This window comes from Pseudomonas sp. 43(2021) (genome assembly GCF_017490805.1).
Lineage (GTDB): Bacteria > Pseudomonadota > Gammaproteobacteria > Pseudomonadales > Pseudomonadaceae > Aquipseudomonas.
In genome coordinates, this window is sequence record NZ_JAFGYJ010000024.1 from 67979 (window position 1) to 90937 (window position 22959).

Here is a 22959-nt window from a genome sequence, read left to right on the forward strand (position 1 = left end):
GGACGCTCCTTGTGTCAGTCCATCATCGTGATGTAACGGTGCAGCAGCTGGTTTTCCTTCAGGTAGAAGTAGCGCGAGTCGATCACCGAGGTATCGAACTCGACCGTCGCGAGGGCCCGTCCTTGCTGGCGGAACTGCATGGCGACGGTGAAGCGGAAGTTGATCGGCCCGCTGCGCTTGAGGGTGACCGGAATGCACAGGATTTCTGTCGGTACCGGCAACAGGAAGTCGTTGTAATCGACCCGAATGCTGTTGGTGATGAAGTTGGCTTTGCCCCGGGCCGCGGGTGCGATGTAGAACTGTTCGGCGGTGGCGATCGACAGCTGTCGGGCGGCTTCCACGATCATCATTCCGGAGATGTGCTGGCCGGTGAGATGGTCGCTGAGCTCGGCGTTGGCTTCATCGATCATCAGCGCCGCGCTGAAGGTGCCATTGCCGTTATCGACCACTTTCGAGATGGCAATATTGTGCCGTTCATGTTTATGCGTTGTGCTTCTGCAGGCACGAACGCTCAGCTGTTCCGGTACCAGGCTGACTTGCGGTTTATTTAGTGCGTACAAGTTCGAAAGTTGATCATCGCTGACGCCCTGGCCAATATGCAATGTCAGTGCGGCCTGTCCGGAACTTGCAAGGGCGTGGGCGGCATCTGCGGAAATGAACAGGTCATTGTTGCAGTGATTTTTTATACGGTTGCCAACCACGATGTAATGTTTGTTGTTGGCGGTTTTGTTATCGGTCTCAACAGCGCCTGCGGCAAACGGGCACAGTGAGGCGGGCAAAGCCTGAGCGAGCGCTTCCATGTTTTACCTCTGCAGTTAGTTAAATGATGATGGCGGTGTTTCAGGCAGCAAGTGCGTCCAGCAATATCTCTGACAATCGGTCTGTTTGGGTTTGGTAGAAGAAGTGACGGCCAGGCAGGCAATGTTCGGAAAAACGCCCGTTGCTATATTGGCGCCACGCCCGGACCTCTGCGAATGGAGCGAAACTGTCCTGGGCACCGGCTATGGCTGTCAGCGGTGTATTCAACTGCGGGCGAGGCCGATGGCAGTAGGTGCTCGCTGCACGGAAGTCGTTCCTGAGGTTGGGCAGCAGGTATTTACGTGCGGCCGGGTTGCTATACAAGTAGGGGGGAACGGTGCCGAACGTGGCAATAGAGTCGAGAAAATCGTCATCTTCATCGTGTACCCTGACGCCATGGCAGCTGAACAGATGCGGCGGGCGACAGGCCGCTACCACCAGTTCGGTGATGGCCCACGGCATGGCCGCTTGGCGCTGTGCGACTTCATATGCCACCAATGCGCCAAGGCTGTAGCCAAACAGCACGACCTGGGCTGGGCGTGACTTGTGAAGGTGCTCGATCACCTCATTGGCCATGTGTCCTACAGTAGTGGGTGACGGTGCGAGTGCGCCTTGATAACGGCCTGAATAATGAATGTCGATACAGTCGACGCCCGGCGAAAGAGTGCTCTGAAGCGCTTTGAATGCACGGCTGCTACCCCCGGCAAAGGGAATGAAGACAATACTTTTTTGAGTGTTGCATGCACGCATGTTCAAACCCGTCGATAATCATTCTATGGGCGGTATGCCAAGCAAGGCGGTGGCTGCCCTGATGGGCCTTTAATGTGCGAAATTATATTTCAGGATATTTCGTGGTATTTGAGCATTTTAGGCTGAAGACTCCGGACTATAAGTTGAATATGCCGGCGCGACAGTACCCATTGGAGAACAGTGGATTGTGGTTTATTAGGGGGCAGTGCTGGCTGGGCAAAAAAAAACGCCACCGGGCAGGTGGCGTTTTTTTGAAATCACTGGCTGGGTAACGTGCCGGTGTGTGGCCGTAACATCGTAAACAATGTAGCGCCGGCCCCGAGGGAGCAGGCCAGGCCGAATAGTAGCGGGCCTTTCCAGTGCCAGTGCTGCCAGAGCCAGCCGCCCATGGCGCTGCCCAGGGCGCCGCCACAGAAGTTGCATACCATGTACACAGTGTTCAGGCGACTGCGGTACTCCGCACTGAGGCTGAAGATCCTGCTCTGGTTGCACACTTGCCCCAACTGCAGCGCGAAGCACAGCAAGTTGGCGCCGAGTAGCAGCACGCCCAGTTGCGGCCAGCTGATCAGCAGCGTGAAGGCGAGGCACGCCAGCACGATCGACAGGATGCTCATGGCTACCGTGCCGTAGCGGTCACACAGCTTGCCCGCCATGGGCGTGAGCAGGCCAGCCAGCGCGCCCCAGAAGCTGAAGATGCCAATGTCAGCGTTGCTCAGGCCCAGAGGCGATGCCTGCAATTTGAAGGCGATCACCGACCAGAATGCACTGAACGCAGCGAACAGGCTGGCGCCCAGCACGCACGACAAACGCAACAGGGGCTCGACGCGCAGCAGGCCGGCCATTGAGTACATGAGTTGCGCATAGCCGGGTGCACCGGTAGTGCGCGGGCGGGCGTCGATCAACCCGGGCAGGGCTAGCGCGCAAGCCAGCATACCGAGGGCGGCGCAGCGGTACACCGCCTGCCACCCGGCAAGCTCGCTAAGCAGCCCGGCCAACGAGCGCGACAGCAGGATCCCGGCCACCAGGCCGGTCTGCAGCAGGGCAAGGTTGCGGCTACGATGCTGGGCGCAGGACAGCCCAGCGACATAGGGCAACATCACCTGTGGAATGCAGGTGCCCATGCACACTAGCGCACTCAGCGTCGCCAGGCCTGCCAGGCTACTGGTAATGCTGGCCAGACCGAGCATCACTGCGGTCCAGACCAGCAGGGCTTGGCACAGTCGACGTGGATCGAGGCGATCACCCAAGGGCACAATCAGCAGCATTCCTAGCGCATAACCAAGCTGTGAAGCTGTGGCTATCCAGCTGACTTCACCCGTGCCCACTTGCAACGCTGTGGCGAGTAACGGCAGAAGGGCCTGATTGAAGTACACGTTTGCCACCGACAGGCCACAGACCACCGCCAGGCCGACGAGGGCGAGCACAGGGATCCCGTTGTTGCGTGTAATCGCCATGCCGTCGTCAGCCCCGCACCGAATCGGAGGCTGGCAGGCTGCTGTGAGGCGCTTTGGCATGCCTTGCCTGCTCGTCGTGCCCAAGCAAGAAGAACGCCGCTCCAGCCGACAACACGGTGAAGCCGATCAGCACCAGCACCAAGGTGCCGAAGCCGTCCAGATACGCGGCCTGCAGCAGCATGGGGTCAACGCCCTGAACCTGGCCCAGGTCGCCCATCACCAGGCGCTGCGCCAGTTCGCTGTAATCGCCGGCAGGCAGTACGCGCCCGAGACTGTTACCTACCAACGCGGTGAGCAGGGCGATGGTGATCGCCAGGGCGACACCTTCGCCCGCTACCCGGGTGGTGTTGAAGATGCCGGCGGCCATGCCTGCTTGCTCTTTGGGGATCACGCTAACCGCCAGCCCGTCCATCAGGCCCCAAGGGAAACCGGTGCCGATACCAATCACCAGCATTGCCAGCACCAGTTGCTGGTAATCGCCAATAGCGGCATGGGCCAACAGGTACAACCCCGCGGCCGCCACCAGGAAGCCTGCAGCCGACAGCACGCCAGCACTTACCCAGCGGGTCAACCAGGCGGCCAGCAGCGGGACCACCAGCATCGGCGCCGACAGTGCCAGCATGATCAGGCCGCTGTGCATCGGGGCGATGCCTTCTACGCCGATCAAGCGAAACGGAAGCAGCACGATCAGCACGATGTAGCAATAACAGGTGCCGATCGGCAGAATCTGCACCCCGACAAAGCGCGGGTATTTCAGCAGGCTCAGCTCGAGCATCGGCTGCCTGGCGCGCAGCTCGATGGTCACGAACGCCAGCAAACTCAGTGCCGCGCCGCCGAACAGGCCCAGGATCAGTGGGGAGCGCCAGCCGGCCTGCGGCCCCAGGATGATCGCAGTGGTAAACAGTGCGAGCATGCTCGAGAAGGCAAGCACACCGGGCAGGTCCAGCTTGGGCGCTTCGGGGTTGAAACTTTCGCGCATCCGTGACAACGCCGCCAGCAGCGAGATCGCAGCAAGGACCGCGGTGCTGACGAAGATCGAGCGCCAGCCGAACTGTTCGATCAGCAGGCCGCTGACCATCGGCCCGAACGCCAGGCCCAGCCCGAACGTGGTGCCAAGCAGGCTGAACGCGCGCGTGCGGGCCTGGTCCTCGAACTCTTGGGCCAAGGCGGCGGAACCGCTGGCCAGGGCAGCGGCGGCGGCAACGCCTTGCACCGCCCGCAAGGCATCAAGCCAGACGATGCTGTAGACGCTCGCCAGCAGGATGCTGACGATGACGAACAGGGCCAGGCCCAGCGTGAACAGGCGCTTTCGCCCGTAAATGTCCGACAGGGTTCCGGCTGCCATCAGCAGGCTGCCGAAACTGAGCATGAAGGCGTTGGTGATCCAGGTAAGCGAGGACGGCTCGGCATCGAAGGCCTTGCCGATGGCCGGCGTGGCCACGGCGCCACCGGTGAAACTCAGCGGCAGCACCAGGGCGGCCAGGCAGATGGCTGCCAGAACATAGTAACGGCCCGCGTGCGGGGTGTGATCAGTAGCCTGATCCATTGCGCTATCCCTCCTGTTGTAGCACCGTGTGCGTTAAATCTATAGTGGCCGCAATGCTGGATAAACAGGCTGGAACTCCACTCATAATGGACAAAAGGGAAGTAATGCCATGGAAAGCCTGAACGGCATCCTCGCCTTCGTGAAAACCGCCGAGTCGTTGAGCTTTGTCAGCGCGGCGCGGGCGATGGGTATTTCCGCATCGGCGGTCGGCAAGAACGTTGCCCGCCTGGAGAGTTCGTTGAAGGTGCGGCTGTTCCAGCGCAGTACGCGCAAGGTCAGCCTGACGGCGGAAGGCCAACTGTTCTATGAGCGCTGCCGGCGCATCCTCGACGACCTCCAGGATGCGGAGGCCATGCTGTCCCATGCGATACAGGCCCCGCGTGGTCGCTTGCGGGTCAGCCTCCCGACCATCGGCTACCGTTTTCTGCTGCCGTTGATGCCGGCTTTTCGCAAGGCATACCCTGAAATCGAACTGGAAATGGACTTCAACGACCACCTGGTCGACCTGATCGACGATGGCTTCGATGTGGTGATCCGCAGTGGTGGGCTAGCCGATTCAAAATTGATGTCGCGCAAGCTCGGGCCGTTCCGCTTTGTCCTGTGCGCAGCGCCTACCTACCTGGCACGCAAGGGGCGGCCCCAGACGCTAGCCGACCTGGAGCGACACGACTGCCTGCGCTATCGCTTCGTCACGACCGGCAAGATCATGGACTGGAGCCTCGGCGCCGATCCCGAGATTACCCAGTTGCGCTTACCCACGGTGCTGACGCTGAACAACATGGAGGCAATGCTGATGGCAGCGGTGGACGGCCATGGCATCGCCTACATGCCGGACTTTCTGGTACGTGAATCGGTCAGGACTGGCGCCCTGGAAAGCCTGCTTGATGCGCATACCTCCGACCAGGGCCAGTTCTGGGCACTGTGGCAATCGAGCCGCCACCTGTCGCCGAAGATCCGTGTGTTCGTCGACTTCATCGCCGAGCGTTTGTTCAAGGCGTAAATTGCCCGGCGCCTCCAACGATCTCCACAACACATAACTCATTGAGTTGGCAGTGACCTAGTGGGAGCGGGCGTGTCGAGGCGTCGAACCGCCGCGAACACCGGCGCAGCCGGTGCCAGGCACCGCGTTGGATTCTTCGCGGGCACGCCCGCTCCCACACGGTACGCGGACCGCTTGCGAGCGCTTCACAAATGAAGCAACCCCAACGCCCCGATCAAGGCAGGCGGCATTACCAGCGCCCCCAGGCGCAGGAAGTCCAAGGCACCGACGTGTTCGCCTTCACGGCGAACGGCAACCAGCCAGAGCAAAGTGGCCAGGGAGCCGGTAATCGACAGGTTCGGCCCGAGGTCGACGCCAATCAGCAGCGCCGCAGTGGTTCTCGCGGGTAAATCGACAATATGGCCAACGGAGCCTGCGATCAGGCCGGTCGGCAGATTGTTCATCAGGTTGCCGGCGATAGCCGCGATCACGCCGGCGCCCCAGCTCGCCTGGTGCTCGGAGCTGCGCGCCAGCGCGGCCAAGCCATGGGCCAGGTGCTCGATCACACCCGTCTGTGCCACCGCTTCCACCAGCACGAACAGGCCCGCGACCAACGGCAGTACGCCCCATGCCACGCCTTTGAGCACCGGCATCGGGTTGCGCCGTTGGCGCAGGTGAATCAGCCCGGCCGTGGCGATGCCGGCGCAGAAGGTGGGTAAGCCGAGCTGCCGGTCCAGGGCGGAGGTCAGCAGCAACAGTACACCTGTCAGCACGATACCCAGCGCGCATAAACGTGCACCGCTGGACAGCGGTTGCACGTCGATGGCCGTCGCCAGGGGCTGGCGGATCTGCTTGCGCTGGGCCAGCCGCAGCACCAGGTAGGTCAGGCCGATGGCGGCCAGCGATGGCAAGGTGAATTGCCGCAGCCACTCCAGCAACGGCGGCATCTGGCTGCCGAACACTACCAGGTTGGCCGGGTTGGAAATGGGCAGCACAAAACTGGCGGCATTGGCGATGAAGGCACAGATGAACAGATAGGGCAGCGGCTCGGCCTTGGCCGCCCTGCAGGCGGCGTACACCGCTGGGGTCAGCACCACCGCCGTGGCATCGTTGGAGAGGAACACCGTTACCAGTACCCCCACCAGGAATACCAGGTCGAACAGGCGCTGGCCGGAGCCCCGGGCATGCTGCACCGCGTACATGGCCAGCCAGTCGAACAGCCCTTCCTGGCGTGCCAGTTCGGCCAGCACCATCATACCGATCAGAAACAAGTACACATCGCCACCCTCGGCAACAGCGGCGAGGGCTGTGTGCAGTGGCACCAGGCCAAACACGGTCAGCAACAAAGCGGCGCCGACCGCCCAGATATACTCCGGCACCCGCCAGGGGCGCAGGATTACCCCGCCGGTCGCCACGGCGGCGACGGTCCAGATGAGCGAGGATGGATCAAATACGGGCATGCAGTTTACTCAGGTGAATGAATGACTTGGCGCGGCATGGCCGTGCCGGCCTTTGGGGGGCGTGCAGCACGCTATATCTTGTCAAAGTGATTGGGCTGAGCTGACTGTTGCCGACTTGGATGTCCCTTGCGAAGGCCTGTCTGATAGGTGAGTAGTCCGAGTGCAGCCACGATACCCAGAACGACGAAGGCTGCGCCATAGCCGAAATGTTGCGCGATCCAACCGGCGAGTGCGTGGCTCATGGCCGCGCCTATCCCCTGGATCGTCATCACAGCACCAAGCCCTGCATTGACGTGCCCAGTGCCGCGCAGAATGCAAGCGACAAGCCCAGGCAAGGCGACCCCCAGTAGACCCGCCCCGATGCCGTCAAGGGCCTGTACCGGAATCAGTGCCCACGGCGACTCCCAGAAACCGGCGATCAGCCCTCGCAAGGGCAAGGCCAACAGGGCGGTAATGATCAGTGCCCGATACCCATGCCGAGAGGCATACCTCCCGGCCCAAAGTGCCACAGGAATCATCACCAGCTGCGCCACGATGACGGTCGATGCCGTGAAGGCGCTGGGGTCGGCCAGCCCACGCGTGACGACCGACTGCGCCAGCAAGGGCAGCATCGCGGCATTGCCCAGGTGGAACAGCAGCATGGTGACCGCGAGCAGGCACAGCTCGCGCGAGTCCGTCAAAACCCGCACCAGGGAAGGCGAGGGGCTGGTGCCTTGCGCAGGCAGGTTGCCGGTGAGGTCACCACCGCGGGCCCGCTCATGGTTGATGTCCTGTGGGTTGATCTTGCGCAAGCATGCAAGGGCTGCGCATGCCATCACGGCCATCAGCACGAAGACGGCTGACAGCCCCCAGCGGTAGCCTGCCAGCCCGGCCAATGCAGCCGCGACCACGTTGCCGGCATGGTTCCAGGCCTCGTTGATGCCGAGCTGCCGAGACAAGTCTCGCTGATCAACGATGCCCAAGGTGATGCCCATGATGCCGGCGCCCATCAACGCGCCCACAGCACCCGTCACCACCTGGGAGGCGATGACGACGCCGAACGATGGCGCCGTCCATAGCGCTGCCGTGGCGAGCATGAGTGCTAGGGTGCCGCTTGCCAGCAGAAGTCGCTTGTGGCGCGAAGCGTCGATCCAGGCGCCCATCGGCGTGGTCGCCAGCATGCCTGCGATGCCGCCGGCGGCCATCACGTAGCCGATGTCATCAGCGCGCCAGCCCTGGCTGGCCAGAAACACGCCGAGGAAGGGGCCCAGGCCATCACGGACGTCGGCCAGGAAGAAGTTGAGGCCGGACAGCCAGCGTCGTGAGCTGGCATGCGCCGGGGGTATGGAAGGTGTTGCCGGGTGCATAGCGGCATTCCCTTATGGCGCGCGGTCGTAGAGCGGCTGCAGGGTGGATAACGTGGTGCCCATGCTGACCGCTTCCAAAGCGGTGCCAAACGCATTGCGCGTGCCCAGCCCGGAGGCCGCGAACGGTGCCCCCGTCTGCACGGAAAGACGCAGGCTCTCTGGCGGGAAACGAACGATGCTGCCATCGCTCAGGATGACGCCGTTGGCCTCGCCCCGTGGGCCAGTGAGCACGGTGTCCACATGGCCTTCCACCTGCTGGGGCTGCAGACGCTGGGCGCGCAGGTGTGGCGGCAGCACTCGGCCTTGGCCAACCGGCGGCGGTTGGTCGTACACGGTGCGCCCGCTGTCGGCGTGGATGATGGCGTCGGCCTTGACCGTGCCTCGTGTCTCCGCCCGCCCGATGATGCGAACGGCGTCCCCCACCTTGACCGTGGCCGTGAGCGCATCGGCCATGTGCGGTGGAAACCTGGCAATGGTTCCGTTGCTCAGGCGCAGGCCGTCGACCTCACCGTAGGGATTGATGAGCATGCGCTGAACCTGGCCTTCCACCGTGTACTGGCCCGTCAGGCCGGGTGCGTCGACCCCTTGATGTGGTATTGCAGGCAGAGGGGAGGGCGGATCGGCGGGCGCGGCCTGTGCGCTGAGGCTACACAGGCCGAATGCCAACGCAACAGACGTAGCGATGAAATACCTGGACATTGGAGAAGCTCCTTGGGTCGGGAAAGCAGCCAACCTGCAGGGCAAGCACCATGCCAAATAATATTTCCAATAAAATCAAATACTTATGAAGTTTCCAGGCGATCTGCCGTCCGATCTCGTGACGCCAGGGTGTCACGAGATCGGACACCGGTTTGCGTGCGAAGGGGTTAGTCCAGATTGAACTCGGCCAGCTTGCGATAGAGCTGCTGGCGAGACAGGCCGAGGCGCCGCGCCGCCTCTGCGCGGTTGCCTGCCGTCGCAGCCAGGGCGCGCACGATCATTTCGCGCTCCAGGCGGGCAACGGCCTGTGCCATGGGGCCTTCCCAGTCGATGTCCAGGCCCGGGGTGAGCGCAGCCGCAGGCTGTAACCCGATGTGTTCGACATCGATGACCGGGCCGTGGCTGAGGATGGCCGCGCGCTCCATGGCGTTACGCAGTTCGCGCACGTTGCCAGGCCAGGGATGGGCCAGCAGTAAGCGGGCTGCCGCCGCGCTCAAGCGCTTGGGCGAGTCGCCGCCCAGCAGGCGTAGAAAGTGTTCGGCCAGCAGCAGCACGTCGCCCAGGCGCTCACGCAGCGGCGGCAGCCACAGGGGCACTACCTGCAGGCGGTACCACAGGTCTTCGCGGAAGCGCCCCTCTTTGACCGCGCTGGGCAGGTCCCGGTGGGTGGCCACGATGATGCGCACGTTCACCGGCTGGACGCGGTTGGCGCCCACGGGGGTGATCTCGCGTTCCTGCAGCACCCGCAGGATCTTCGCCTGCGTGGCCAGCGGCATATCGCCTATTTCGTCGAGGAACAGGGTGCCGCCATCGGCCTCACGAAAGCGCCCGATACGGTCGTTGACGGCACCGGTGAACGCACCTTTGACATGCCCGAACAGCTCGCTTTCCATCAGGTCGGCCGGGATCGCGGCGCAGTTCACTGCAACGAAGGGGCCGCTGGCTCTGCCGCTGTTGCGATGCAGGGCCCGCGCCACCAGTTCCTTGCCGGTGCCCGTCTCGCCGAGGATCAAGGCGGTGGCATCGGAGTTCGCGGCCAGCCCGATGCGCTTGAAGACCTGGCGCATGGCCTCGCTGCTGCTGACCAGTTCGGTGCCATCCACGGGCTCTCTTGTGGCAGGTGATGCCCCGGCCGCCTGGGGCCTGTCCGGGGTGTGGGCTGCTCGCCGCAGGGCCCGTTCGAGCGTTTCGAGCAGGGCGGCCCTGGTCACGGGCTTGGTCAGATGGTCGAACGCGCCCAGGCTCATCGCCTCGATGGTGTTGCCGCCGCTCGCATAGGCGGTGAGCATGATGCAGGGCACCTGCGAGATGCGCGCCGCGCGGCGCAGGAACACCAGGCCATCCTCGCCCGGCAGGCGCAGATCGACGATGGCCACATCCACGTCCTCGGTGCGCAGTCGGTGCAGGCCTGCATCGGTGGTTTCAGCCTGCAGCACCGCATGCCCCAGGTCTTGCAGCATTTCTGCAAGGCTGTCGCGGAACGCGGCGTCATCGTCGACGATCAGGATTCGGGCCACGGTAGCTCCATTTCTATACGCGTTCCCTTGGTCGACTTGGCGAGACCGACCCGCCCGCCGTGCCCCTGCACGATCTCGCGCACCAGCGCCAGTCCCAGGCCGGTACCTCCAGCGCGGTTGGTGGCGAACGGTTCGAACAGTGTATCGCGCAAGTCGGCCGGAATGCCGCAGCCATCGTCCGCCACCCACAACAGCAATGCGCCACGGCGCGTGCGATGCGCACCAAGTTCGATTTCACCGCGTTCTTCCGTGTGCGCCAGCGCATTGAGCAACAGGTTGTCAAAGACCCGCGCCATTTGTGCTGGGTCGAACAGCGCAACCTCCTTCGCGCTGGCGGTCAGCCCCGGTTCAACTGCCAGTGTGATTCGTACCCCTTTATTTTGCGCCGCTTCGGCGTGGGCATTGCGCCGCTCCTCCAGCCATGCCTGCAGGTCAACCGCCTGGCGCTCGGCGTGGAACGGTTGGGTCAACGCCAACAGGCTCGACACCAGCGTCTCCAGGCGTGCCGTTTGCGACAGTACCGCCTCCAGGGCGCCAGCCACACGTGCTTCGCGCCGGTCGGCCGGGGCAGCCATCGCGTTTTCCACCTTCATGCGCATCGTGCCCAAAGGGTTGCGGATTTCGTGCGCGAGCCCGGCGGAAACACGCCCCAACGTGGCCAGGCGTTCGGACTGGGCCAGTTGCTTGCGCAGATGGGCGGACTGGCGCTGCCAACGCGAAATCATCCAACCCAGCCATGCGCCGGAGACCACGACCAGCGCCAGCAGCAGGCTCACCGCGAGGATCAAGGTGTTGACTGTTTCTGTGGCCAAAAGCGGCACGCGCATCAGGGTCCAGGCGATCAGGTGCCGGTCAGCGCTCTCCACAGGGCATGCGGCGAAAGCCACGGCTTCGCGTAAACCCGGTCGCACGTCTGCCACGAGGCTTGCGGAATCCTGCGCGCGTTGGGCCGTGGAGGCAATGCGCTCCAACTCGGCACTCGGCGGATCGCGCTTGATTCCCGTGCCGTCGTAGGTTGGGAACGCGTAGGCCACCACGCCCGCATCCGCTCGCCAGAAGCCGCCCTCCATGCCCGGCTGATCGCGCAGTGCCAAATCAAGCACCGCCTGCGCTGCAGCTGGGGTCATGAGATAGGGTTGATCTTGCGCAGACGGAAGTTGCTGGCGAACGCGTGCTGCACCTGCCTGCAGCGCCTGGCAACTGGTCGAGGTAAGTTGGCGCGCCTGCGCAATCTGCGGGCCGGCGCCTTGGCGGCTGATGACCAGCAGCAGCCATCCCAGCACCAGCGCAACGGCGGCAATGGAAAGCCACAGAATCAGCAGATCACGTCGAACGGAGGGTTGCAGCGACAGGTCAGGTTTCCTTTGATGTGGCGCACCGCTGGTCAATCGGGGGGCGTTCTGATGGCAACCTTGCCAGATGGGAAATCGCCGTGCAAGGACACGGTCAGTTGAATTAGCGGGGACTCTGTGGGAGCGGCTTTAGCCGCGAACACCGGCGCAGCCGGTGCCAGGCAACGCGTTGGATTCTTCGCGGCTAAAGCCGCTCCCACAGGGTACGCGTACCGCTTCCCTTTGCCTTTGTGTGGTCTTTTCGCCTCAGCAGGCGATACTTCTCTGTATTGCAGGCGTGTTCCTGGTGGCGCGCGCCGCTGGGAGGTGTCACGTGAACAAACTGACAATCGTGGGTGCCGGCATGGTCGGCGAGGCGGCGGCGCAGATCATTGCTCGGGAAGAGTTGTGCCGTGAGCTGGTGTTGATGGATGTGCAGGGCGAGATGGCACAAGGCAAGGCGCTGGACGTGTGGCAGGCGGCAGTCGAGTCGGGGTCCGATACCCGGGTTTACGGCGGGGCCAAGGCTGAAATGCTGCAGGGCTCCGAGCTGGTGGTCATCACCGCAGGGGTGCCGCGCAAGCCTGGGCAGTCGCGGCAGGATGTACTCAGTACCAACCTGCCCATCCTCGACGGCATCATGGCCGACATCAAACACCATGCGCCAACCGCGACGGTGCTGGTGGTGTCCAACCCGGTCGATGTGCTCACCTATCGCGCCTGGAGCCTGAGCGGGCAGGGGCGCAACAAGGTGTTCGGCCAGGCGGGTGTGCTTGATACCGCACGCATGAAGTGCTTCATCGCCGAGCAGACCGGGTTTTCCGCCCGGGATATCACGGCGCTGGTACTGGGCGGGCATGGCGACAGCATGGTGCCGCTGATGCGCTACTGCCAGATCGGTTCGGTGCCGCTGTCACACTTCCTGTCCAGTGAACAGATCGAGCAGATCGTGGAGCGCACGCGCAAGGGCGGTGGCGAGATTCTGGGGTTGAAGAAGCTGGGCAGCGCCTGCGATGCGCCGGGTGTGGCGATTGCACAGATGGTCGATGCGATCGCCAACGGGCGAAACCGCATCTTGCCGGCGGTGGCGATTCTGCAGGGCGAGTACGGGCGCACGGATATCGCCATGGGGGTGCCCTGCGTACTGGCAGAAGAGGGGCTGGCGCGGGTAATCGAGTTGCCGCTGGATGCGCAGGAGCAGGCGATGTTCGATCAATCGGCTGATCAGGTGGCGCGGGATATTGCTGAAATGAAGGCGCTGTAACGCTGTGGGAGCGGCTTTAGCCGCGAAGAATCCAGCGCGGTGCCTGGCACCGGCTGCGCCGGTGTTCGCGGCTAAAGCTGCTCCCACAGTGTCCCTGCCAACCCAGCCTGGCCCCTAGCGCTGATAAGCCTTGCCAAAATGCCGCTCCAGCCGCGCCTGCACCAGCTCCAGCAAGATCGACAGCACCCAGTAGATCACTGCCGCCGTGGTCAGCATCTCCAGGTACCGATAGCTCGACCGCCCGTACGACTGCGCCAGGAACATCACCTCCCACACCCCCATCACCGATATCAGCGATGAGTCCTTCAGCATCGAGATGAACTGGTTGGCGGTAGGCGGAATGATCACCCGCATGGCCTGGGGCAGGACGATATGCCAGAAAATCTGCGGCGTGCGCATGCCCAGCGCCAGCGCTGCTTCACGTTGCCCGCGCGCGACGCCAAGAATGCCGGCCCGGAAGATTTCGCTCAGGTAGGCCCCGTAGTTCAGCGACAGGGCGATGATGCCGGCGCTGATGGCGCCCGGTACCACGCCCAGCTGCGGTAGCCCCAGGTAGATCAGCAGAATCTGGATCAGCAGCGGTGTGCCGCGGAAGAACGAGGTGTAGAAGCTGGCGACCCCCACCAGCACTGCGCTGTTCGACAACCGCGCCAGCGCGGCGGCAAAGCCGAACAGCACCGATACCACCATCGAGCACAGGCACAGGAACAGGGTCAGCGCTGCGCCTTGCAGAAAGCCGTTGGGCCCCAGCTTGAAACCGGCGAGGTTGGGAAACTTCTCCAGGATGATCGAAAACTTCAGGTCGAAGCTGAGGAAAAACGCGACGAACAGGCCGAACAGCGCCAGCCAGGTCAGCAGCAGCCGGGTGCGAAAGCCGAACAGGCCGGCGCCCGTGGGCTTGACCACGGGCTTGGGGGATGGGGGAAAGGTGCTCATTTGCTGATATCGGCGCCAATCCATTTCTGCGACAGCTTGGCCAGGGTGCCATCGGCCTTCAACTCGGCAAACACCTGGCGCACCTTGGCATCCCACTCAGGGTCGCCTTTCTCGATGGCCACCGAGTTCGGCTCTTCATACAGCGGGGCGCCGGCCAGCTTGAAGCGTTTGTCCTGGTCCAGGCGCGGCTGTGCGGTCACCAGGTTGGTAAGGATGGCATCCAGGCGTACGCCGGCGCCCAGGCCCAGGTCCTGGAAGGCAACGTTGTCGGTGTCGTAAGGCGCGATCTGCACGAACTCGAAGGGGTATTCGAGCTTCTTGTCTTCGTTGCCTTCGATCACCAGGTTCTTGTTCAGGTAGCTCTCGTAGCTCGATGCACTGGTCAAACCCACCTTGCGGCCTTCCAGGTCCTTGGCCCCATGGATGCGCTCATCCTTGGCGTTGACCACGATCACCGCAGGCGATGCGTAGTACTCCACCGGGAAGTCGAACACTTCGGCGCGGGCCTTGCTCGGGGTCATCGAGCAGATGCAGATGTCGTAGCGGCCGCTCCAGCGGCCAGCGGCGATCACGTCCCACGAAGGGGTTTCCAGGCGCAGCTTGACGCCCAGCTTGTCCGCCACGGCCTTGGCCACATCCACGTCGAAACCGTCCAGCTGGTTCTGGTCATTGAGGAAGGAAAACGGCGGGTAGCTTTCCATCAGGACGTTGACCAGTTCCTTGCGCGATTCAACCCGCTCCAGCGTGGCACCGGCAAAGGCCTGGGAAGCAGTTGCGAGCAGCACAAGGCCCGCACCGAGCACAGTAGAAAATCGCATGGACATACCTGAAATGTTGGCCAATTATAGGAGGCTGTATTTAATAGTTATAAGTGTCACCCACCTAGTGAATTTTATTCATAAGTACCTTTAGAGTAGTTATATGAAACAGCGAGCAATGGTAATTCTCGACGGTGGCATGGGCCGTGAACTGCAGCGCAGCGGGGCGCCGTTCCGTCAGCCCGAGTGGTCGGCGCTGGCGCTGAGCGAGGCACCGGAAGCGGTGGTTGGCGTGCACGCAGCGTTCATCGCTGCCGGTGCCCAGGTCATTACCAGCAACAGCTATGCGGTGGTGCCGTTTCACATCGGCGAAGAGCGTTTTGCCAAGGAAGGGCGACAACTGGCCAATATCGCCGGCCAGCTGGCGCGACATGCCGCCGATGCCGGTGCGCACCCGGTCAGGGTGGCAGGCTCGCTGCCGCCGCTGTTCGGCTCGTATCGTCCGGACCTGTTCCAGCCCGAGCGCGTCGAGGAGGTGCTGACCCCCTTGCTGCAGGGCCTGGCCCCGCATGTTGACCTGTGGCTGGCGGAAACCCAGAGCTCGGTTGCCGAGGTGCGGGCCATCCACGGCCACTTGCCTGCAGACGGCAGGCCGTTCTGGGTGTCGTTCACCTTGCAGGACGAAGAAGTCGACGAGGTACCCCGCCTGCGTTCCGGCGAGCCGGTGGCCGATGCCATCGAAGCCGTGGTCGGCCTGGGGGTGGCGGCCGTGCTGTTCAACTGCAGCCAGCCCGAGGTCATTGGCGCTGCACTGGAGGTAGCGCGCTCAGTCATCGAGCGACACAACGCCGACATCGCCATCGGCGCCTATGCCAACGCCTTCCCGCCGCAACCGAAGGAAGCCACCGCCAACGACGGCCTGGATGAGCTGCGCGAAGACCTGGACCCGCCGGGTTACCTGGCATGGGCCAACGACTGGCGCGCGCGGGGTGCCAGCATGATCGGCGGCTGCTGTGGCATCGGCCCGGAGCATATTGCCGAGCTGAAACGCAACCTGGCGTGAAGCCGGCAGGGTGCCGGGCGGCTTCCGCGCCCGCTCGGCATCCAGCCATTAAAAAAAACGTTACTCAGACCCGGATTCCATCGTTTTTCAGTCCCCCCGCCATGCCCCTATAGTCCGCTGAAAGCCGATGCTGAATCGGTGTACAAAACTCAGCGGTGCGGGAACCGGATATGAACAACAACGAAAAAAGCGTGGGCAATGCAGCGGTCGGTATCGGTACACGAGTGGTGTGGAGCGGGGAGCAGGTCCAGCACCCGTACAACGCTACCCAGACCCCGATCGTGGTCAGTGCCGCCTACGGCTACAACGACATCGATGCCTGGTACGACGTGGCGCAGGGCAAGTTGCCGGGCTACATCTACAGCCGCATGAGCAACCCGACAGTCGCCACGCTGGAAGCGAAACTGTGCGAGCTGGAGCAGTCCGAGTCGGCGGTGGCATTCAGCAGCGGCATGGCTGCCATCAGTGCCGTGCTGCACACGTTCCTCTCAAGCGGCAAGCGAGTGGTATCGACCCGCGACAGTTACGGCGGCACCAACAAGATTTTCGAAGAGTTCCTGCCGCGCATGGGCGTGCAGGTCTGCCTGTGTGACACCCTCGACACCGAGGCGCTGGAGCGCGAGATCGCCGCAGGTTGCGACCTGCTGTATCTGGAAACCCCAACCAACCCCACCCTGAAGGTACTGGACATCCAGCGGCTGAGCGCTGCCGCCCGGCAGGCCGGCGCCGTGGTAGTGGCCGACAACACCTTCGCTACCCCGCTGAACCAGAACCCGCTGGCCCTGGGCGTGGACGTGGTAGTGCACAGCGCGACCAAGTTCCTGTCCGGGCACGGTGACGTGCTGGGCGGGGTGGTGTGCGGTGCCGAGTCGTTGATGGCGCAGGTACGCCACTACCGCGAGATCAACGGTGCGGCGCTGGACCCGTTTTCCGCCTACCTGATCATCCGCGGTATCAAGACCCTGGCCCTGCGCGTGCGTCAGCAACAGGCCAGTGCCCAGGCCCTGGCGCATTACCTGACCACCGAGCCGCTGGTTGAAGCGGTCAACTACCCCGGGTTGCCCCAGCACGCCGGCCATGCGATCGCCAAGGCGCAGATGCGTGGCTTCGGCGCCATCGTCAGCTTCGTGCTCAAGGGCGGCATGCCCACCGTAGCGCGGCTGCTGCCGCGCCTGAAGTACGCCCATCGGGCGGGCAACCTGGGCGCGGTAGAAACCATCTACGGCCCGGCACGCACCACCAGCCATGTGGAAAACACCCTCGAAGAACGACTGGCCCTGGGCATTTCCGAAGGGCTGGTGCGCATTTCGGTGGGCATCGAGGACACCGAGGACCTGCTGGCAGACCTGGCACAGGCCTGTGCATCGGTGCGTCAGGAGTTGGCCGCAGCAAAGGAACTGCACGGTGACGAAGACGCCTGCCTGGCCGAAGCACAGGCCTGAGGCAGGCGCGTAGCACCCGCTCCTTGCGGTGGGTGCCACTTCATGAAGTCGAACAAAAACAATATGCAAGGCAATTCGCTTCGCTCTGCCAAGACGAGGTCGTTGCAACGTCCTTGCCCGCCAACTTTCATGAGTAAACCACAATGTCCCTGCAGACAACGACAACGAGAAATGCTTCGGCGCACAGCTTCAAGCAGGATATGCAAACCCGCCATATCGTCATGCTGGCGCTGGGTGGTGTCATCGGTACCGGCCTGTTCCTGACGTCGGGCTACACCGTCAACCAGGCGGGCCCGCTGGGGGCGGTCATCGCCTATATCCTCGGCGCGATCATGGTCTACCTGGTGATGATGTGCCTGGGCGAACTGGCAGTACACATGCCGGAAGTCGGCTCGTTCAGCAGTTACGCCACGCGCTACCTCGGGCCGGGTACAGGCTACATGGTGGCCTGGATGTACTGGCTGACCTGGACCGTGGCCATCGGCTCGGAATTCACCGCCGCCGGTATCCTGATGGTGCGCTGGTTCCCCGATACGCCGGTGTGGATATGGAGTGCGCTGTTCGGGTTTGCGGTGTTCATCAGCAATATCATTTCGGTGCGGTCGTTTGCCGAAACCGAATTCTGGCTGTCACTGATCAAGGTGCTGGCGGTGATTGCCTTCCTGGTGGTGGGCGGTGGCGCGATCCTGGGCGTTTTCGAAATTACCCAGGCGCACAGTGTCGGGCTGGGCAACTTCACCCGCGAAGGGCTGTTCCCTACGGGCTTCTGGTCGATCGCCATGACCCTGCTGGCGGTGGCCTTCGCGTTCTCGGGCACCGAGTTGATCGGCATCGCCGCTGGCGAAACCCGTGACCCGGAAAAGAACGTACCCAAGGCCATCCGCACCACGGTCCTGCGCCTGGCGCTGTTCTTCGTCGGCACCATCTTTGTATTGGCTACCTTGTTGCCGCGTGAACAGGCCGGTGTGGTTGAAAGCCCGTTCGTGATGGTCTTTGCCATGATCGGTATCCCCTATGCGGCGGACATCATGAACTTCGTCATCATCACTGCGCTGCTGTCGGCGGCCAACTCCGGGCTTTATGCTGCGGCGCGCATGCTGTGGACCCTCAGCGACCAAGGCAACATGCCCCGCCGGTATGCGGCACTGTCGCGTCGTGGCACGCCGTTCAATGCCATCGTCCTGAGCATGGCGGGTGGCATGGCTTCGCTGCTCAGCAGTGTGTTTGCCCCCGACACCATCTACCTGGCGCTGGTGTCCATTTCCGGGTTGGCGGTGGTGGTGGTGTGGATCAGCATCGCGGCCAGCCAGATGGCTTTCCGTCGCCATTACATCGCCAATGGCGGCAAGCTCGAAGACCTGAAGTTCAGGGTGCGCGGCTACCCGTTCGTGCCGCTGGCCGCCATCTTCTGCTGCGTACTGGCCTGCGTCGGCATTGCCTTCGACCCGGCCCAGCGCGTTGCCCTGTACTTCGGCTTGCCCTTCATTGCCTGGTGCTACCTGGCCTATTGGCTGACGTGCAAGTTCCGCCGCCGCCAAGCAAGCCCGCTGGAAGTCGTCGCGCCAGGTTCCGAGGCCGCCAGAGCAGGGTGATACTAGGCCACCGGAACGTTGCCACGAGAAACCGCCGATGACCCAGAAAACCCTGCCCCCCTTGAACTGGCTCAGAGCCTTCGAAGTGTCGGCGCGTTACCTGAACTTCACCCATGCAGCCGAGGAACTGCACCTCACCCAGGGGGCGGTGAGCCAGCAGATCCGCCACCTGGAGAGCCAGTTGGGGGTGGCGCTGTTCAAGCGCCTGCCCCGGGGGCTGGGGTTGACTGAAGAGGGCCAGTCCTACCTGCCGGTGGTGCAGGATGCGATAAGCCGGCTGGCGGTAGGCACCAATGAAATTTTCGGGCAACGCCAGCGTCGGCCCCTGAAAGTGCGCGGCAGCCTGTCGTTCCTGCACTTCTGGCTGGCACCCCGACTGGCCGATTTTCGCCGTTCGCACCCGCAGGTGGACATCCGCTACATCAGCAACCTGTGGGTCAAGGAACTGGATGCCGAGGATGACCTGGAAATCCGTTGGGGCAGCGGCCAGTGGGCGGGAGTGGAAGCGCAGCGCCTGACCCGCGACGTACTGGTGCCGGTCTGCTCGCCTGCGCTGATTGCCGGCTCCCCGCTACGCGAGCCGCGCGACCTGGCCCGCGTCCCGTTGCTGCATGTGCTGGGTTACGAGGAGGGGTGGGGTTATTGGCTGGAGCGGGTTGGCGCCGATCAGGTCGACTCCTCCAGCGGCCTGCAGTTCGACACCCTGGTGGCGACCTTGCGCATGGCGGAACTGGGGCTTGGGGTGGCGCTGGCGCGCTCGTCGCTGGTGGAGGACTTGCTGCAGGAGGGGCGGCTGGTGGCGCCTTTTGCCCAGCGCATCGAGGCGAGCGAGTCGTTTTACCTGGTACGTGGCCTGGGTGAGGCGTTGTCCACGGATGCCCAGGCCTTCAGCCACTGGTTGGTGGCGATGGCCCACCGTTAATCAAATAGTTACCTGGAGCACCGATGCAGTACACATCCACGCGCGGCAACGAGATACGGGTTGATTTTCGCACGGCGCTGCTTTCCGGGCTGGCCGACGATGGCGGGCTATACGTGCCTGCCGCGGTGCCGACCTTCAGCCAGCAAGAGATTGCCAGCTGGTCGTGGTTGCCGTTCGACGAACTGGCCTGGCGGGTGATGGCACCGTTTGTCGGTGACACGCTCGACGAGCCGACCCTGAGGGCGCTGGTCAGCGACAGCTATCGCGGGTTCAAGCACCGTGGCATCGCGCCGTTGCAGCAGATTGGCCACAACGAATGGATCCTGCAGCTGTTTCACGGGCCCACCCGGTCCTCCAAGGATTTCGCCGCACAGTTGCAGGCTCGGCTCATCCGCCATTTCCTGGGGGCCGATTGCGAACGGGTCATGCTGGTCGGTGCCAGCAACGGCGATACGGCGGTGGCCGCTATCGAAGCCTTGCGGCATTGCCCTACGGCACGCTTGCTGGCGCTGTACCCCAGTGCAGGGACGCCGGCCGACCGGGCGGCGGTGATGCGCAGTGCCGCTTCCGACAGCGTCAGCTGCGTGGCCGTGGACGGCAGCTTCGATGACTGCCAGTCGCTGGTGTCGGCGCTGCTGCGTGCATGGCCATGCCCCGGGCTGATACCCGTGAGCTTCAACTCGACCAACTGGGTCGGCGTGCTGGCGCAGATCGTGTTCTATTTCCACGCGGCGCTTCAGCTGGGTGGGGGCAATCGGCCGGTGGGTTTCAGCATCCCCACGGCCAGTTTTGCCGAGATCTACGCAGGGTTCATTGCCCAGAAAATGGGCCTGCCGATCAACCAGATCATTGTCTCCACCAACCGCAACGATGCCTTGCACCGGTTCATCCACTGCAATCGCTACAGCCGTGGCTCAACCAGCCAGACCTTGTCGCCGGTCATGGACTTCTCGCTGTTCTCCAACCTGGAGCGCTTCGTCTGGGAGCTGTATGACCGCGATGGCGAAGCGACCCGGGCGCTGATGGAGCACTTCGAGGATTGTGGCGAATTGAGCATCGGCAACCGCCAGTGGTTGCATGCGCGCATGCTGTTCGACTCCTATGCCGTGGATGACGCGCTGATCCGCGAAGAAATCGTCACGCTGTTCCACGAAACCGGCAGCGCAGTAGACCCACACGCGGCCACCGGGGCATTCGCCGGGCGCCTGCACCGGCGCAACATTGGCGCGCCCATCGTCACGCTGGGGCAGTTTGCCCCGGAAAAGTCCGCCGGGTTGCTGGCGGAGCTGGGGGCCTGGCATGGTGAAGTACCGGCCAGTGTCGTGGATGCTGCAGGCGGCGGGCCGCTGCTGGCACCCGACGACCTGGCGGGGGTTCATGAATTACTGGCCCGGTTGCAGGCAGGACGATGAAGCGCATCCTCGACCCCCTGGACGAGCGTATCCTCGCCGAGCTCACCGCCAATGCACGCATTGCCCATGCCGAGCTGGGGCTGAAGGTGAACCTTTCGCGTAATGCGGTACGCCAGCGCATCGAGCGCCTGGAGCGTGACGGGGCGATCCAGGGCTACACCTTGCGCATCGGTGAGGGACGACGACCGACCTCGTTGATCAACGCGGTCATCTTCGTCTACCGCTATGACCGCATGCGCGGAGAAGCTGTGCTCGATGCGTTGCGCCAGATCCCCGAGGTTATCCAGTGTGAAGTGCTCAGCGGCGAGTTCGACCTGCTGCTGCGCGTCGAGGCTTCCAGCCCGGAACGGGTGCACCATGTATGGAAGGAGATTGCCGCCATGCCGGGGGTCGAGAACACTGTGACATCGTTCGTCCTGGCCACGGTGATCTGAGCCGCGCACTCGCGTTTGGTAACCCTCGCCCCAACAACGCCGCCCGGGCTTGCGCCCTGGCGGCGTTGTGCATTCTGGCGGCGCGCGGGCGTGCATCGGGCACTGGTCAGATTGGCCAGTAAATACAGCGGATTGCCATATTCAACTGGCATTGCCCGGCTCTTAGGCTTGTCCTCATCGACCAATCGCCTGGAAGGACAGCAAACCATGACCGAATACAAGATCGCACTCGTTGGCTTTGGCGGCGTGAACCGTGCCCTGGCCCAACTGATCGCCGAACGCAATGCGCGCTGGCAGAAAGAGCTGGGCTTTGGCTTGAAGATCGTTGGCGTCACCGACCTGTTCCTGGGTTCGGCAATCGACCGCAACGGCCTGGACGCGGCCACGCTGGCTGCTCTGCCCGCTCAGAAGGGGGCGCTGGCGCAAATCCCTCAGGGTTCGGCAGAGGCGTTCAACGAGTCGGTGATCAAGCAGTCCGGTGCCGACATCATCGCCGAGGCTACCTTCACCAACCCCAAGGACGGTGAACCGGCGGCAACCTTCTGCCGCTGGGCGCTGGAAGCGGGCAAGCACGTGGTCACTACCAACAAGGGGCCGATCGCCTTGCATGCCCAGGCGCTGAAGGCCTTGGCCAAGGCCAATGGCGTGTCGTTCGAATACGAAGGCGCTGTGATGAGCGGTACACCGGTGCTGCGCATGGCGCGCCAGACCTTGGCCGGCGCGGGCCTGGTGGGGTTCGAGGGCATACTCAACGGCACTTCGAACTATGTGCTGACACGTATGGAAGAGGGGCTTGGTTTTGCCGAAGCGGTGGCCCAGGCGCAAGCACTTGGCTACGCCGAGGCAGACCCGAGCGCCGATGTGGAGGGGTATGACGTGCGCCTGAAAGTGGTGATTCTCGCCAACGAGCTGCTCGGTGCTTGCTTGCAGGTGAACGATGTCACCTGCAGCGGCATCAGCAGCCTCGACAGCGCGGCTATCCAGCAAGCGCAGGCGGCGGGCCAGCGTTGGAAGCTGATCGGCAGTGCCAGCCGTGAAACCGATGGCTCGGTGCGTGCCAGCGTCGAAGCGCGCCTGCTGCCCGGCAACCACCCCCTGGCGGGTATTTCCGGTGCCACCAATGCGGTTGCATTCAACACCGAATTGCTGGGCGCTGTGACCGTGTCCGGCCCAGGTGCGGGACGTGTGGAAACGGCATTCGCCCTGCTGTCGGATATCGTCGCCATCCACAACGCTGGCCGCTCGGCCTGAGGAGC

At 63.4% G+C, this 22959-nt stretch carries 20 protein-coding genes; 9 read left to right on the forward strand and 11 right to left on the reverse strand.

Going from position 1 to position 22959, the window contains the following annotated elements:
• Positions 1–14: 14 nt before the first annotated feature.
• The 4 genes from J5M71_RS20105 to J5M71_RS20120 form a co-directional block, all read right to left on the reverse strand.
• Positions 15–800, reverse strand: a complete 786-nt coding sequence (locus tag J5M71_RS20105) for an AfsA-related hotdog domain-containing protein (protein WP_207835615.1) — start codon at positions 798–800, stop codon at positions 15–17.
• Between the two features lie 40 nt (positions 801–840).
• On the reverse strand, positions 841–1548 hold the full coding sequence (locus J5M71_RS20110; RefSeq protein ID WP_207835617.1) for a thioesterase: 708 nt from the start codon (positions 1546–1548) through the stop codon (positions 841–843).
• Between the two features lie 257 nt (positions 1549–1805).
• On the reverse strand, positions 1806–2972 hold the full coding sequence (locus J5M71_RS20115; protein WP_207835620.1) for an MFS transporter: 1167 nt from the start codon (positions 2970–2972) through the stop codon (positions 1806–1808).
• 37 nt (positions 2973–3009) lie between these two features.
• The gene (locus tag J5M71_RS20120) at positions 3010–4548 is read right to left on the reverse strand and encodes an MFS transporter (protein ID WP_207835622.1); all 1539 of its coding nucleotides are present in this window, start codon (positions 4546–4548) and stop codon (positions 3010–3012) included.
• 109 nt (positions 4549–4657) lie between these two features.
• Here J5M71_RS20120 and J5M71_RS20125 point away from each other — a divergent pair, with 109 nt between their 5' ends.
• Positions 4658–5548, forward strand: a complete 891-nt coding sequence (locus tag J5M71_RS20125; RefSeq protein ID WP_015268872.1) for a LysR substrate-binding domain-containing protein — start codon at positions 4658–4660, stop codon at positions 5546–5548.
• Between the two features lie 185 nt (positions 5549–5733).
• On the opposite strand, the gene J5M71_RS20130 is transcribed toward J5M71_RS20125, so the two are convergent.
• The 5 genes from J5M71_RS20130 to J5M71_RS20150 form a co-directional block, all read right to left on the reverse strand.
• Positions 5734–6987: an arsenic transporter gene (locus tag J5M71_RS20130; protein WP_207835624.1), complete on the reverse strand. Its 1254-nt coding sequence runs from the start codon at positions 6985–6987 to the stop codon at positions 5734–5736.
• Positions 6988–7058: 71 nt separating this feature from the next.
• On the reverse strand, positions 7059–8333 hold the full coding sequence (locus J5M71_RS20135; protein ID WP_207835626.1) for an MFS transporter: 1275 nt from the start codon (positions 8331–8333) through the stop codon (positions 7059–7061).
• A 12-nt stretch (positions 8334–8345) separates the two neighbouring features.
• The gene (locus J5M71_RS20140; RefSeq protein ID WP_243434276.1) at positions 8346–8861 is read right to left on the reverse strand and encodes a hypothetical protein; all 516 of its coding nucleotides are present in this window, start codon (positions 8859–8861) and stop codon (positions 8346–8348) included.
• A gap of 338 nt (positions 8862–9199) precedes the next feature.
• On the reverse strand, positions 9200–10549 hold the full coding sequence (locus J5M71_RS20145; RefSeq protein WP_207835630.1) for a sigma-54 dependent transcriptional regulator: 1350 nt from the start codon (positions 10547–10549) through the stop codon (positions 9200–9202).
• Positions 10534–11937: an ATP-binding protein gene (locus J5M71_RS20150; protein ID WP_243434277.1), complete on the reverse strand. Its 1404-nt coding sequence runs from the start codon at positions 11935–11937 to the stop codon at positions 10534–10536. The genes J5M71_RS20145 and J5M71_RS20150 overlap by 16 nt, the downstream gene beginning before the upstream one ends.
• Positions 11938–12214: 277 nt before the next feature.
• Between J5M71_RS20150 and J5M71_RS20155 the strand changes: the two genes are divergently transcribed.
• Positions 12215–13144 (forward strand): malate dehydrogenase, encoded by a 930-nt coding sequence (locus J5M71_RS20155; RefSeq protein WP_207835632.1) that lies wholly within the window; start codon positions 12215–12217, stop codon positions 13142–13144.
• A 114-nt stretch (positions 13145–13258) separates the two neighbouring features.
• Here J5M71_RS20155 and J5M71_RS20160 read toward each other — a convergent pair whose 3' ends face one another.
• Both J5M71_RS20160 and J5M71_RS20165 read right to left on the reverse strand, forming a co-directional pair.
• The gene (locus J5M71_RS20160) at positions 13259–14080 is read right to left on the reverse strand and encodes an amino acid ABC transporter permease (protein ID WP_207835635.1); all 822 of its coding nucleotides are present in this window, start codon (positions 14078–14080) and stop codon (positions 13259–13261) included.
• Positions 14077–14898 (reverse strand): ABC transporter substrate-binding protein, encoded by an 822-nt coding sequence (locus J5M71_RS20165; RefSeq protein WP_207835648.1) that lies wholly within the window; start codon positions 14896–14898, stop codon positions 14077–14079. The genes J5M71_RS20160 and J5M71_RS20165 overlap by 4 nt, the downstream gene beginning before the upstream one ends.
• Before the next feature lie 118 nt (positions 14899–15016).
• Between J5M71_RS20165 and J5M71_RS20170 the strand changes: the two genes are divergently transcribed.
• From J5M71_RS20170 to J5M71_RS20200, 7 genes are all read left to right on the forward strand, one after another.
• Positions 15017–15901 (forward strand): homocysteine S-methyltransferase family protein, encoded by an 885-nt coding sequence (locus tag J5M71_RS20170; protein ID WP_172827477.1) that lies wholly within the window; start codon positions 15017–15019, stop codon positions 15899–15901.
• Positions 15902–16071: 170 nt separating this feature from the next.
• Complete coding sequence (locus J5M71_RS20175; protein ID WP_207835650.1) at positions 16072–17343, forward strand: cystathionine gamma-synthase family protein; 1272 nt, start codon at positions 16072–16074, stop codon at positions 17341–17343.
• A 143-nt stretch (positions 17344–17486) separates the two neighbouring features.
• Positions 17487–18935, forward strand: a complete 1449-nt coding sequence (locus tag J5M71_RS20180) for an amino acid permease (RefSeq protein WP_207835652.1) — start codon at positions 17487–17489, stop codon at positions 18933–18935.
• Positions 18936–18972: 37 nt separating this feature from the next.
• Entirely contained in the window at positions 18973–19857 is an 885-nt protein-coding gene (locus tag J5M71_RS20185; RefSeq protein WP_063911173.1) for a LysR substrate-binding domain-containing protein, read from the forward strand.
• 23 nt (positions 19858–19880) lie between these two features.
• Complete coding sequence (locus J5M71_RS20190) at positions 19881–21269, forward strand: threonine synthase (protein WP_085601707.1); 1389 nt, start codon at positions 19881–19883, stop codon at positions 21267–21269.
• Positions 21266–21703, forward strand: a complete 438-nt coding sequence (locus tag J5M71_RS20195; protein ID WP_015268886.1) for an Lrp/AsnC family transcriptional regulator — start codon at positions 21266–21268, stop codon at positions 21701–21703. The genes J5M71_RS20190 and J5M71_RS20195 overlap by 4 nt, the downstream gene beginning before the upstream one ends.
• Before the next feature lie 207 nt (positions 21704–21910).
• A complete protein-coding gene (locus tag J5M71_RS20200; RefSeq protein ID WP_207835654.1) occupies positions 21911–22954 on the forward strand; it encodes a homoserine dehydrogenase in 1044 nt (347 codons plus the stop codon).
• The last annotated feature ends 5 nt before the right edge of the window (positions 22955–22959 follow it).